Source organism: Sphingopyxis sp., from assembly GCF_050725615.1.
Classification (GTDB): Bacteria; Pseudomonadota; Alphaproteobacteria; order Sphingomonadales; family Sphingomonadaceae; genus Sphingopyxis.
In genome coordinates this window covers 24918-38806 of sequence record NZ_JBOHHU010000019.1, presented here as the reverse complement: position 1 = coordinate 38806, position 13889 = coordinate 24918, and the positions used below count along the sequence as shown (strand labels likewise).

The window sequence follows — 13889 nt, the reverse complement described above, 5'->3', positions numbered from 1 at the left end:
TTCTTGGCGTGTGAGATCAGATCGCGCGGAGGCCCAGCCGGATCAGGTCGGCAATCTCGCGCGGCGCAATCTCCCGCTCGGCGGGGGAGAAGCTGTCGTGCCACTTGGGCAACCACTGAAAAGTCCCGGGCGCCATCGCCATGAACGCGCGCGCGTTGGGCACCGCGATCGAACCTTCCTTCTGCCCGGTCGTGTGTATTTGCAGATAGGCGTTCATCAACCGGATGGCCGATTCATCGACTTCGGTACGGGCTTCCACGGGCAGCGCCTCGAAACCCGCGAGCGACGATAGCGGCGCCCAATCCTCGCGCAGGCTGGCTTCGGTGTTGGCGTACATAGCCATGCACATCGCCTCGAGCCGTGACCCGTCATAAGATAATGCCGCCTGCGCGATATCCTCCCAGATACGGAACGCGCGGCGATTGCAGGCGACGAGCAATGTCTCCTTGTCGCCGACATTGTGATAGATGACCTTTTTGGTCACCCCGACGCGCATCGCGATCTCCTCAAGCGAGGTCGCATCGACCCCTTTGAGGTTGAACAGCCATGACGCCGACGCGAGCAATGCCTCCTGCTTCGCCGCCGCCATCGCTTCGGCGTTGAAGACATTGTCGGCGCGCATCGCGCTGCGCGACATGTCGATCGGGCGATAGGCGACCAGCGCCTTGCGATCGGCGGCGATGCCGCCGTCGAGCAACGCCTTGATCGCGGCGACCATGTCGGCCTGCGTCAATTCGGTATTGGAACCCCAGCGCTTCGCCATCGAAATCCACGACACCAGGCCGATGATCGCCTGCGCCGCGATGCCGGGCGCACAGGAACGCAACTCACCGCTGCGCGCCCCGCTGTTCAATATCTCGACGATGGTCGCGAGGATCGCTTCATAGAGACCGAGGATCGTGTTGCGCTGGTCGGGGTGCAGAAACGCCGCTTCGCTGAGCGAAGCGAAGTCGGGTTCGTCGACGCCGAGCATCCCGTCGATGAAATCATTGAGGATCGTCAACGCGCCGCCGCCGCGATGCACCGCCTCGCTCAGTCGCCGCGCCATCATCTCGCACGAACGGCGATAGCTTTGGAACACCAGATCCTGCTGGTCCTCGAAATAGTAATAGAGCGCGGCGCGCGACACGCCAATCGTCTGCGCCAGATCGGCGAGCGAGGTCTGTGAAATGCCGCGACTGTTGAGCGCGCGCGCCGCCTCTTCCAGGAACAGCGCGCGCTTGCTGCCTCGCGTCGCGCGCGCCTTGCTTTTGGATGCTGTCATGGGACGCGTCTCACCACGCATATTCCCTTACGTCAACACGTCCCATGACACCCATATGTCAGAAACTGGCGCCTATTGCGGCACGCAGATCATCCCCGGGAGGTCGCCCGCAGCGCGCCATGCGTCGATCTTGTGCGTGAACAGGATCGGCCCGCCGCCATAGAAACCGGCGCGCGCGGTCTGGTCCGACGGCATGCCTTCATTGTTATAATAGCCCGGCGTGCATTCCTCATCGAAGGAGCGGCGCATGCCCGCGAAGGAGAGGACATCGGCGACCCACGCCTGCTCGGCTTCCTCGCTGGGTTCGACCGACGCCAGTTTCCGGTCGGCGCAATGGCGCACAATATAGGCGACATGGCGGCTGGAGATGTTGAGCATGTGGGTGAAGTTCGGCGTGTTCGCGGTCTGCGCATTGCCGAGCACGAACAGATTGGGGAAGCCGTGCGTGGTGAAGCCGTGCAGCGTCGAAATCCCGTCCGCCCATTTCTCGGTCAGGGTCAACCCGCCGCGACCATAGGTCTGGAACCCCGTCCGCCGCGCATAGTCGGTCTGGAATTCAAAGCCGGTGCTGTAAATCAGGCAGTCGAGTTCATATTCGACGCCATCGACGACCACGCCGCGCTCGGTGATCCGGTCGACGCCCTGTCCCCTGGTGTCGACCAGCGTGACATTGGCGCGGTTGAAGGTCTCCAGGTAGCTGTCGTTGAAGCACGGCCGCTTGCACATCTGGTCATAATAGGGCTTCAGCGCCTCGGCGGTCGCGGGATCGGCGACGATCGCGTCGACGCGGGCGCGAATCCGCTCCATCCGTTTGAAGTCGTTCATCTGGATGCGCGCGAGTGCGTCGCCCTGCGCGAGCAACTCGACCCCGACGCCGCCCAAAATCTCGGTCCAGCCATCGGCGACCAGATCCTCGTCGGCGACCCCGCCGCTGACCAGCGCGTTGAAATTGTCCATCCGCCGCTGCTGCCAGCCCGGCGTGAGGCTCCGCGCCCAGTCGGGGTCGGTCGGCTGGTTATGGCGCGCATCGACCGACGACGGGGTGCGCTGGAAGACATAGAGATGCCCGGCGGCCTCGCCGAGGTGCGGCACCGCCTGGATCGAGGTGGCGCCAGTGCCGATGATCCCGACGCGTTTGCCGGCGAGGCCGGTCATGCCGCCTGTCGCATCGCCGCCGGTATAGGCATAGTCCCAGCGGCTGGTGTGGAACATATGCCCCTTGAAGCTTTCGACCCCGGGGATGCCCGGCAGTTTGGGGCGCTGGAGCGGGCCGGTCGACAGGATCACGAAGCGCGCCTTGATCGCGTCGCCGCGATCGGTCGAGACAATCCAGCGGGCGATGTCCTCGTCCCAGCGCAATTCGGTCACCGCAGTCTGGAAGCAGGCCTTGTCATAAAGACCGAAATGGCGACCGATCGCCTGGCTGTGCGCGAAAATTTCGGGCGCGCGGGCGTATTTTTCGGTCGGGATCGCGTTCAGTTCCTCGAGCAGCGGCATATAGACATAGGATTCGATGTCGCACGCCGCGCCGGGATAGCGATTCCAATACCAGGTGCCGCCAAAGTCGCCGCCGCGTTCGATGATCCGGACATCGTCCACCCCCGCTTCGCGCAGCCGCGCCGCCGCCATCAGCCCGCCAAAGCCGCCGCCGACGACCACCGCCTCGACGTCGTCGGTCAGGGGGGCGCGCGTGAAGCCCGGTGCGACATAGGGGTCATCGAGGAAGTGCGCGAAGGCGCCATCGACCGCGACATATTGCGATGTGCCCTCGGTGCGCAGCCGCCGGTCGCGCTCTTCGCGATATTTCGCCCGCAGCGCAGCGGGGTCGAAAGCCGGTTCGGCGGTGTCGCCGTCCTTGTCCATGTGCGTCATTCTACTCTCCTCATTGCCGCGCATTGCGTCGCTGTGTCCATTTCTACATATGAGTGCATATGATCCCTTATGTATATAATTTCGTCAAGAGCTTTGCGTGAGGACGTCGGCAAGGATGGATTTTCTCTCCTCAACCAGGTGACCATCCTTCAGAATATCGTGGGAAGTCAGCCAATAAGCGACAGAACGGCGACCGGGGAGAAGAACGGATCAGGGTCTAATTGCACTCATTCGTAAAAAATTATTGACTCAAGGCTGACATTTTGAGTTATGAAGGTCCCGAAATGTCAAAAGCCCTGTAGAGGCGAATCAGGAGAGGGATGTCATGCGGCACAAATCCAAAATCATGTTGAGCGGCGCGGTTGCCACGATGGCACTGGCGCTTTCGCCCGCGGCGCTGGCCCACGCAGCCGACGCGGCGGATGCCGCTTCGGCGGACAGCGAAACGGCGGCGGCGGAAGCGCCCGCCGACAGCGGAGAAATCGTCGTCACCGCCCAGAAACGCTCGGAAAGCGTCCAGAAGGTTGCCGCCTCGATCACCGCGATCGGCGGCGAGGTGCTGACCCAGCGCGGCATCACCAGCGCGGCGGACCTGCAATTTGCCGTGCCCAGCATGCAGGCAGGCAAGATTCTCGGCAATACCGCGATCAACATCCGCGGGGTCGGACTCAACCAGGGGGCGCCGGGCGTCGCGATCCATATCGACGGCGTCTATCAGGCGCAGCCGACGATGGGCGACCTCGCACAGGCCGATATCGAGCGCGTCGAAGTGCTGCGCGGGCCGCAGGGGACACTCTATGGCCGCAACGCAACGGGCGGCGCCGTCAATTTCATCACCAAGGCGCCGACCGACCGGTTCGAGGGCTATGCGCTCGCCGGCTATGCCGAATATGATGAAACGAAGCTGCAAGGGATGATCAACGTCCCGCTCGGCGACCGGGTCCGGGCGCGGCTTGTTGCCGACTGGACGCGGCGCGGCGATGGGTTCGTCAAGAATGTGACGCCCGGCGGTCCCGATCTCGACAAGGGCGAGACGGTCTCGGGGCGGCTGCGCGTCGCGATCGACCTGGCCGACAATCTGACCCTCGACCTCAGCGGTGCGGCGCTACACGGTTCGGGGCCCAGCCTCTACTTCACGTTGCACAACAAGCCGTCGGCCGACGCGATCGCCAAGAACCCGTATCTGGTGAACGCGGTCGTCCCGCTCGATCCCTGGCGCACCAGCGCCAACGGACCGATCACGTCGGACCGCGACTATGTTTCCGGCGGCGCGACGCTGACCTGGAACGTCGGCGACGTGACGGTGAAATCGATCACCGGCTATGCGCGCAACGACGGCAAATATGTCGGCGACGACGACGCGACGCAGCTCGACGCCTTTCCGGTCTTCCGGCATTTCCGGTCCAAGACCTTCACGCAGGAACTGAACGTCAGTGGCGAGATCGGACCGGTGCGCGCGGTCGGCGGGCTCTTCTATCTGGCCGACAACAACTTCTATTTGCAGGAATATAATTTCAAGCTCGGTATCTTTCCGTTGCCGCCGGGGACGATCCTGCACTTCACCGCGAACAACAATAATACGCGCAGCAAAGCGGCGTTCGCCGACCTGACCGTCGATCTGACCGAGCGGTTCCGCTTGATCGGCGGCATCCGTCTGTCGAAGGACACGCAGCGGATCGAGCAGGACAATTATTTCCAGCTCAATATCGGCGGCAATGCCTTGCCGCGAACCTCGACCTGCCCGGTGCCGTCGAACGAAGTGTCTTGGTCGTCGACGACGCCGCGCGTCGGCGCGCAGTTCGACCTCGCATCGAACGCCAATCTCTACGCGACCTTCTCGAAGGGCTTCAAGGCGGGCGGGTTCAACGCCTTCGCGTGCAACAATGTCTTCAATCCGGAAAAGGTGACCGCCTATGAAGGCGGTGTGAAGAGCCGGCTGTTCGACAATATGCTGACGCTCAACGCCTCGGCCTTCTATTACGATTACACCAATCTGCAGATTTCGCAGGTCATCGGCCTGTCGCGCATCATCACCAATGCGGCCGGTGCGAAGGTGAAGGGCTTCGAACTCGAAGCGGCGCTGCGGCCCGACGACAACTGGACGATCAACGGCAATATGTCGCTGCTCGACGCCGAATATAGCAATTTCAGCAACGTCGATTCGCTGAACACCGCTGCCGGTCTCCAGAATCTGCGCGGCAACCGGCTCAACAATGCGCCGAAATTTTCGGGCAACCTCGGGGTCGCTTATCGCACCGACGAGATGTCGTTCGGCCGCATCACCGGGCGCGTCGACCTCAGCTATCGCTCGACCCAATATTTCCGCGAATTCAACACCGCGCTCGATTCGCAGCCGGGCTATGCGCTGCTCAACCTGGCGCTGATCTGGGACAGCCCCGACGACAATTATCGCGTCCGCCTCTATGCCAATAATGTCACCGACAAGGCCGTTATCGGCCAGTTGCAATCGTCCGACCAGTTCGGCGCGCGCTATGTGACCTGGGCCGCGCCGCGCCAGATCGGCGCCGAGGTTCGCGCGAAATTCTGACAAGGCCCGATCACTCGGAGGCGATTGCCATGACCGACCATATTTCCAGCGCCATGCTGCAATCGCCTCTGTCGCGGCGCAAAATGATCCAGGCGGGCGCGGCGCTGTCCGCGACCGCGCTCGTCGCCGATCCGCTACGCGCGGCGGCGCCGAAGGACGACGTCCTGGCGACGCACGACATGACCGCGCTCGCCGAACTGGTCCAGCGCCGCAAGGCGTCGCCGACCGAGTTGCTCGAAGCCGCGATCGCGCGGGCGGAAGCGCTCAATCCGCGCTTCAATTTCATGGCGCAGAAACATTATGACTATGCCCGCGCCGCGATAGCCAGGGGCTTGCCCAAGGGGCATTTCACCGGCGTGCCCTGGCTGCTCAAGGATCTCAACACCTATATTGCCGGCGAACTGACCGAACAGGGCAGCCGTTATTACAAGGGCAACCGCGCGACCGTCACCTCGGAACTGGTCCGCCGCCACGAACGCGCGGGCCTCGTCATTTTCGGCAAAACCACCGTCCCCGAATTCGGGCTGTCGGGCACCACCGAATCGCGCGCGACCGGGCTGACCCGCAATCCCTGGAACCCCGAACATACGTCGGGCGGGTCGAGCGGCGGCGCCTCGGCCGCCGTCGCGGCAGGCGTCGTTCCCGGCGCGCACGCCACCGACGGTGGCGGATCGATCCGCGTCCCCGCCTCGTGCTGCGGGCTGTTCGGGCTGAAACCGAGCCGCGGCCGCGTGCCGATGGGGCCGCCCAGAACCGAAGGCTGGGGAGGCATGTCGACGCATCACGCCGTGACGTGGAGCGTGCGCGACAGCGCCGCGCTGCTCGATGCGACCCATGGGATCGAGCGCGGGTCGCGCTATGGCGCGCCGACCCCCGAGCGCAGCTTTCTGGAGGAAGTGTTGCGCAAGCCCGGCCGCCTGCGCATCGCGCTCAACGTCGCGACGCCAATGGGCACCCCGGTCGATCCCGAATGCGTGGCGGCCGTCCGCGACGCCGCCAAGCTATGCGAAAGCCTGGGCCATCATGTTGAGGAAGCCGCGCCCAAGGTCGACAATGCCGCGCTCGGCCGCGCGGTCTTCACGATGATCTCGGCGTCGATCGCCGCCGATCTGCGCGCACGCGAAGCGGCGACCGGCATCGTCGCAGGGCCCGAGATGATCGAGACGGTGACCCGCGCCTTTTACGACATGGGGATGAAGACCAGCGGGGTCGATTTTGCGCAGGCGAACAGCGATCTGCAGGTTGCCGCGACGACCGTCGCCAACTTCATGGACCATTACGACCTGCTGCTGTCGCCGACGCTGGCGTCGCCGCCGGTCAAGCTCGGCATCCTCGGTCTCTCGCCCGCCGATCTGAACAGCTATTACAAGGCGGTCACCGAATTCGGCCCGTTCAGCGCGCTATTCAACCAGACCGGCCAGCCGAGCATGTCGGTGCCGCTCGCGATGTCGAAATCGGGCCTGCCGATCGGCGTGATGTTCAGCGCGCGCTATGGCGACGAAGCGACATTGTTCCGCCTCGCCGGCCAGCTCGAGCGCGCCGCGCCCTGGACCGGCCGCCGACCGGTCCTGACCTGAAGGCTGGCAGATGCAGCGTTGCGGGCGGATATGTGACCGGGCAGGGCATCGTCGTCGATCGCGGCCAAGTCTACGGACTGCGGTCGTCCGCTCTCTCCGCCTCCTGCCAGAAAGCCGACTGCCGGCAAACCGCCAATTGCCGTCCATCTTGAGCAGGCCATCAAATTCAGCGAGATACAGCTCGGTGATGATGCAGAATGCATCAACATGGTTCGATATGTAACTACCTAAAAATAAAGGTAATTCACCGACATTCCGCTGCTTTTTACTCCCACTCGATCGTGCCCGGCGGCTTCGACGTATAGTCATAGACCACACGGTTGATCCCCTGCACCTCGTTGATGATCCGCGTCGCGCAGCGGCTCAGGAAGCTCGCCTCAAAGGGATAGATGTCGGCGGTCATGCCGTCGGTCGAGGTCACCGCGCGTAGTGCGCAGACATGGTCGTAGGTGCGGTAGTCGCCCATCACGCCGACGGTCTTGACCGGCAGCAGCACCGCGAAGGCCTGCCAGATCTCGTCATAGAGCCCGGCGTTGCGGATTTCCTCAAGATACACCGCGTCGGCCTTGCGCAGGATATCGCAACGATCCTTCGACACTTCGCCCGGAATGCGGATCGCGAGGCCGGGGCCGGGGAAGGGGTGGCGGCCGACGAAGACGTCGGGCAGGCCGAGTTCCTTGCCGAGCAGGCGGACTTCATCCTTGAACAATTCGCGCAGCGGTTCGACGAGCTTCATGTTCATGCGTTCGGGCAGGCCGCCGACATTGTGGTGGCTCTTGATCGTCACGCTCGGCCCGCCGGTGAAGCTGACGGACTCGATCACATCGGGATAGAGCGTGCCCTGCGCGAGGAAATCGGCGCCGCCGATCTTCTTCGCTTCTTCCTCGAAGACATTGATGAATTCGCCGCCGATGAATTTGCGCTTCGCTTCGGGGTCGGTGAGCCCCGCGAGGCCGGCCATGAAGCGTTCCTCGGCATCGACGACGACGAGCGGGATATTATAATGGTTGCGGAACAATTCCTCGACCTGCGTCCGCTCGTTGAGGCGGAGGAGGCCGTGATCGACGAAGACGCAGGTCAGCTGCTCGCCGATCGCTTCGTGGATCAGCACCGCAGCGACCGCGCTGTCGACGCCGCCCGACAGGCCGCACAGCACGCGCTGGTCGCCGACCTGCGCCCGGATTTCGGCGATCTTGGTGGCGCGGAATTCGGCCATCGTCCAATCGCCCGCGAGCCCGCAGATCTTGTGGACGAAGTTCGACAGCAGCTTCGCGCCGTCGGGGGTGTGCACCACCTCGGGGTGGAACATCGTGGTGTAATAACGCTTCGCCTCGTTGACGCAGATCGCGAAGGGCGCGTTGGGCGAGGTGCCGACGATCTCGAAGCCTTCGGGCGCTTCGGTGACGCGATCGCCATGGCTCATCCACACCGGATATTGGTTGCCGACCTCCCAGAAGCCGTCGAACAGGGGGCTGGGTTTCAGGATTTCGACGTCGGCGCGGCCGAATTCGGCGGCGTGGCCGCCCTCGACCGTGCCGCCGAGCTGGACGGCCAAGGTCTGCTGGCCATAGCAGATGGCGAGGATCGGCAGGCCGCTGTCGAGGATGACCTGCGGCGCGCGCGGGCTGCCCGCGTCGGTGACCGAGGCGGGGCCGCCCGACAGGATGACGCCCTGCGGCTTCATCCGCGCAAAACCCTCCGCCGCGTTGTTGAAGGGGACGATTTCGCTATACACCCCGGCCTCGCGGACGCGGCGGGCGATGAGCTGGGTGACCTGCGACCCGAAGTCGACGATCAGGATGGATTCGGTCGGTTGGATGGACATGGCGCCACCTAAGGAGGCGTCCGGTTCCTGTCCAGTATTTCTAGGTCGCGATCCCGGCGGGCGGCCGGGGAACCGGGCGCGGTCGCTCAACGGCGCCTGGCCCCCGTTCGTGGAACATTTGTTGCCCTGCCATATTGTTGCGACAAACGCCGCCTAGCTGAACGCTCGGCTTCACGGACGTCAGGGGGCGTTCAGTCCGCGTCGCTAAACAAATGCAAAGATAAAAGAAAAAGGCTCTCCTCTCCCATGAATACATTTGCTTCCCCGCTATCGGTCAAGGCCGCGCTGCTCGCGGCGGGCGCTTCGCTCGGCACCCCGGCCATGGCCGAGGTGATCGACAACCCCGTTGCGGTGACCGCCGTCGCGGCGGCCGATCAGCCGGCCGATACGGGGGCGGCGGGTCCGGCGGACGGCGCCGACGACTATGACGACGAAGAGATCATCGTCACCGCGCCGCGCCTCGCGGGCCAGCTCGAGACCGATTTCAGCGCCGAGGCCGAACTCGATGAGGCGGCGATCGCCAGCTATGGCGTCTCGAATGTCGAGGAACTGCTGACCGCGCTCGGGCCGCAGACGCGCTCGGGCCGCGGCCGCGGCAGCGGGCGGCCGATCATCCTCGTCAACGGCCGTCGTATCGGCGGCTTTGGCGAGGTGCGCAACCTGCCGCCCGAAGCGATCGCCAAGGTCGAGATTTTCCCCGAGGAAGTCGCGCTGCAATATGGCTATGCGGCCGACGAGCGCGTCGTCAATTTCGTGCTCAAGCCCAATTTCCGCCAGGTCGCGGTCGAGGCTGAGGGCGGTATCCCGACGCAGGGCGGCCGGTTCCAGAGCGAAATCGAACCCAGCTTCTTGATGATCGGCAAAAATGGCCGCTTCAACCTCAATGCGGGCTGGGAGCATCAGACGATGCTGCGCGAAAGCGAGCGCAACCTGGTCTATGACGATCCGCTGCAGGCGGCCGAGGCGCCCGCGCGCAGCCTGCTCGGCGCCAGCGATGCCTACAAGATCGACGGCACGATCCAGCGCAGCCTGAACAAGCTGACCGACGCGTCGCTCAACGTCCGGTTCGACCAGACCGATGCGCTGTCGTTGCTCGGCCCCGGCGTCGGGGGGGTGGCCGATCCGCTGCGGCGCGACAGCCGCAGCCGCAACCTCGCGTCGACCGCCAGCATCAACGGCATGATCGGCAACTGGCGCTGGTCGGCGGGCGCCAACTATGCCGACGCCGATTCGCTGATCTTCACCGACCGCATCAGCGGCGTGCGCGACCGCTTCGACAGCAGCCAGCAGAGTTTCGGCGGCAACGCCAATATCTCGGGCGGGCTCGGCGACGGCTGGGCCGGGCCGATCCGCCTGTCGGCCACCGCGAGCTATGCGGGGCTACGCTTCGACAGCCGGTCGGAAACCGCGCAGGGGATCACGACGACCGATCTGGCGCGCGACCTGCCGGGCGTGCTCGGCTCGCTCACCATCCCGCTGCTCGACCCCGAATATGGCGTGGGCAAGATCGGCCGCGTGTCGCTGACGCTGAGCGGGCAATATCAGGATCCGAGCGATTTCGCCGCGCTCAAAAGCTGGGGCGCCAACGTCAATTGGGGTTTGACCGACAATCTGTCGCTGGTCGCAAGCTTCAACAATGACGAGGCGGCGCCGGGCATCCAGCAACTCGGCGCCGCGCCGCTGGTGACGCCCGCGGTCACCTATTATGATTTCGCGACCGGCCAGACGGTGCAGATCACGACGACGACGGGGGGCAATCCCTTCCTGCTTGCCGAACAGCGCCGCGATTTGAAGCTGGGCGTCAACTGGTCGCCGCCGATGCTCGAGGGACTGAATTTTTCGGTCAATTACAACAAGAACAAAAGCTATGACACGGCGAACAGCTTTCCGCTGCTGACCCCCGAAATCGAGGCGGCCTTTCCCGACCGCGTGACGCGCGACGCCAATGGCGTGCTGATCGCGCTCGACCAGCGGCCGGTCAATTTCGACCGCACCGAAAATTCGCAGATCCGCTGGGGCTTCAATTTCGGCAAGAGCTTTGGCCAGCCGGCGCAGGGTGGGCCCGGCGCGGGCGGCGGTCGCGGCGGCGCAAGGCCCGAAGGCGCCGGCGGACGTCCGCCCGGCGGCGAAGGCGGACCGGGTGCGCGCGGTCCGGGTGGCGGCGGCCCGCGCATGGGCGGCGGTGGTCGCGGTCCGGGCGGGCCCGGCGGCATGTTCGGCGGTCCGCAGGGCGGGCGTTGGCAGGTGTCCCTCTATCACACGATCAAATTGACCGACACGGTGCTGATCCGCCCCGGTGTGCCCGAGCTCGACCTGCTGGACGGGTCGGCGACGGGCAATGGCGGCGGCAGCAACCGCCATTTGCTCGAACTCGACGGCGGCGTCTTCAACAAGGGGCTCGGGGTACGGCTCAGCGCGAAGTACGACAGCGGGAGCACGGTAACGGGCGGCACTGCGGGCGACCTCAACTTCGGCGACCTCGCGACCTTCAACCTGCGCGTCTTCCTGGACTTCAGCCAGAAACCGAAGCTGATTGAGAAGATGCCCTTCCTCAAGGGATCGCGTCTGCGCCTTGCGGTCGACAATATCTTCGATGCCCAGCGCAAGATCACCGACGGCAACGGCATCGTGCCGCTCAATTACCAGCCCGGCTATATCGACCCGCTGGGCCGCTATATCGAGCTGGAGTGGCGCAAGGCCTTTTAGGCGGAGAGGACCGTCGGGCCGCGCGCGGCGCTTTGCGGGGTGGCATCGGCGGGAATGAAGGTCAGCGCGGTGAGGAACTGCGCGGTGCAGGCGGGCCAGTTGTAGCGCGCGCCTAACGCGGCCGCATCGCTGCGGTCACACCCCAGCGCGGCGGCGATCGCCTTGCCCAGATCCTCGTCGAGCGCGCCCGCGCCATCGCGCAGGATATCGCCCGGACCCGGCACCGGATAGGCGGCGACCGGCGTTCCGGCGCTCAGCGCCTCGATGATCACCAGCCCGAAGGTGTCGGTCCTGCTCGGGAAGACGAAGACGTCGGCGCCTGAATAGACCGAAGCGAGCGCCTCGCCGGTCTGTTTGCCGAGGAAGGCCGCGCCCGGATAGCGGCTTTGGAGTTCGGCGAGCGCGGGACCGTCGCCGACGATTACCTTGGTGCCGGGCCGGTCGGTATCGAGGAACGCCTCGATATTCTTCTCGACCGCGACGCGGCCGACATAGAGCTGGATCGGGCGCGCCAGCCCGACCAGTGCCGGATGCGGGGCGCGGTCGGGACGGAACAGGTCATGGTCGACCCCGCGTTCCCACAGCATCGTTTGGCCCAGCCCCTCGTCGGCGAGTTCGCGCGCCAGGCTGCGCGTCGCGACCATGATGTGGCGCGCCGGACGATGGAACCAGCGGATGAAGCGCCAGACAAAGGCGGGCGACAGCGGCAGCCGCGCCGCGACATAGTCGGGAAAGCGCGTGTGATAGGCGGTGGTGAACGGAAAGCGGTTGCGGAGGCACCAGCGCCGCGCCGCCATGCCGAGCGGCCCCTCGGTCGAAATATGGATCGCCTGCGGGGCAAAGGCGCGGATATGCCGCCCGACCTTGCGCCAGCCGGCGAAGGCGAGGCGGATTTCGGGATAGGAAGGGCAGGGGATCGAGCGGAACAGGTCCGGCGAGATCACCCCGACCTCATGCCCCTCGCGGCGCAATTCGGCGATCGTCGCCTGCAGCGTGCGGACGACGCCATTGACCTGCGGCTCCCAGGCGTCGCTGACGATCAGGATGCGCATCAGGCCGCCCGCGCCGGTGCGGGCAGCGCAAGCGGGGTCGGCGCGGCGCGGTTTGCGACTTCGTCGGCCCAGTGCAGAATCTCCATCGTGCCGTCGTGATGCTCGACCAGCGCGGTGCAGCCCTCGACCCAGTCGCCGTCGTTATAATAATCGACGCCGTCTATGGCGCGCATCTCGGCACTGTGGATATGGCCGCACACCACCCCGTCGACCCCGCGCGCGCGCGCGGCATGGGCGACGACTTCCTCGTAGCGCCCGATGAACTGGACGGCGTTCTTGACCTTGTGCTTGGCGACCATCGACAGCGACCAATAGGGCAGGCCGAGTTTGCTGCGGATGCGGTTGACCACCACATTGCACTTCATCAGCGCGGTGTAGGCGGCGTCGCCGACGAAGGCGAGCCAGCGATGCGCGAGCATCACCGCATCGAAATCGTCGCCATGGACGACGAGCAATTTCTTGCCGGTCGCGGTCTCGTGGATCGCCTCGCGGCGGATTTCGACCCCGCCGAAATCGAAGCCGTCGAACGGCTTGATCATCTCGTCATGGTTGCCGGGGACATAGACGACGCGGGTGCCGCGCTTAGCGCGCTTGAGCACCCGCCACACGACGTCATTATGCTCGGGCGGCCAGAAGTGGCGCTTCTTGAGCCGCCAGCCGTCGATGATGTCGCCGACGAGGTAGAGCGTTTCGCAATCGACATGGTCGAAAAAATCGATGAGCATCGCGGCGTTGCAGCCGCGGGTGCCGAGGTGGATGTCGCTGACCCACACCGTCCGATAGCTCCGCCGTTCGCCGATCAGCCGTTCGGGAACATGCGGGTCGGTGGTAAAGGGGTCGGGAAAGCGCGCGGGGATCGGCAGGGTGGAAATCGATGCCATGTCATGCTCCGAAAGCAGCTTTTGCTGCCATCGGCCTAGACAGGAGTTTTGTTACACGGCGGGAATCGAAGCCGCGACAATTTGGAGAAAGTTTCGGGGCGGTTGTGTGACGGCCTTGGCGGTTTCAATCCTCGTCATTGCGAGGAGTCCCGGACTTGATCCGG

The 13889-nt window shown here is 64.9% G+C and carries 8 protein-coding genes; 3 read left to right on the top strand and 5 right to left on the bottom strand.

The features are described 5' to 3' along the window. Positions 1-16 precede the first annotated feature (16 nt). Together ACREB7_RS06515 and ACREB7_RS06510 are read right to left on the bottom strand one after the other, a co-directional pair. The gene (locus ACREB7_RS06515) at positions 17-1264 is read right to left on the bottom strand and encodes a TetR/AcrR family transcriptional regulator (protein WP_431591481.1); all 1248 of its coding nucleotides are present in this window, start codon (positions 1262-1264) and stop codon (positions 17-19) included. Between the two features lie 72 nt (positions 1265-1336). Beyond that, positions 1337-3136, bottom strand: coding sequence for a flavin-containing monooxygenase (locus tag ACREB7_RS06510; RefSeq protein WP_431591480.1), 1800 nt, complete (start codon positions 3134-3136; stop codon positions 1337-1339). Between the two features lie 325 nt (positions 3137-3461). On the opposite strand from ACREB7_RS06510, the gene ACREB7_RS06505 reads away from it, so the two are divergent. Beyond that, positions 3462-5684 (top strand): TonB-dependent receptor, encoded by a 2223-nt coding sequence (locus ACREB7_RS06505; protein ID WP_431591479.1) that lies wholly within the window; start codon positions 3462-3464, stop codon positions 5682-5684. Positions 5685-5713: 29 nt separating this feature from the next. After that, positions 5714-7261: an amidase gene (locus ACREB7_RS06500; RefSeq protein WP_431591478.1), complete on the top strand. Its 1548-nt coding sequence runs from the start codon at positions 5714-5716 to the stop codon at positions 7259-7261. Positions 7262-7526: 265 nt separating this feature from the next. Here the strand turns inward: ACREB7_RS06500 and guaA are convergent, their stop codons facing one another. Further along, entirely contained in the window at positions 7527-9086 is a 1560-nt protein-coding gene (guaA, locus tag ACREB7_RS06495) for a glutamine-hydrolyzing GMP synthase (RefSeq protein ID WP_431591477.1), read from the bottom strand. Between the two features lie 246 nt (positions 9087-9332). Here guaA and ACREB7_RS06490 point away from each other — a divergent pair, with 246 nt between their 5' ends. Further along, positions 9333-11792, top strand: a complete 2460-nt coding sequence (locus ACREB7_RS06490) for a TonB-dependent receptor plug domain-containing protein (RefSeq protein ID WP_431591476.1) — start codon at positions 9333-9335, stop codon at positions 11790-11792. Here the strand turns inward: ACREB7_RS06490 and ACREB7_RS06485 are convergent. Together ACREB7_RS06485 and ACREB7_RS06480 are read right to left on the bottom strand one after the other, a co-directional pair. Next, complete coding sequence (locus tag ACREB7_RS06485; RefSeq protein WP_431591475.1) at positions 11789-12844, bottom strand: glycosyltransferase family 4 protein; 1056 nt, start codon at positions 12842-12844, stop codon at positions 11789-11791. The genes ACREB7_RS06490 and ACREB7_RS06485 overlap by 4 nt on opposite strands. Further along, complete coding sequence (locus tag ACREB7_RS06480; RefSeq protein WP_431591474.1) at positions 12844-13725, bottom strand: UDP-2,3-diacylglucosamine diphosphatase; 882 nt, start codon at positions 13723-13725, stop codon at positions 12844-12846. Before ACREB7_RS06480 ends, ACREB7_RS06485 begins: the two co-directional genes overlap by 1 nt. Positions 13726-13889 lie beyond the last annotated feature (164 nt).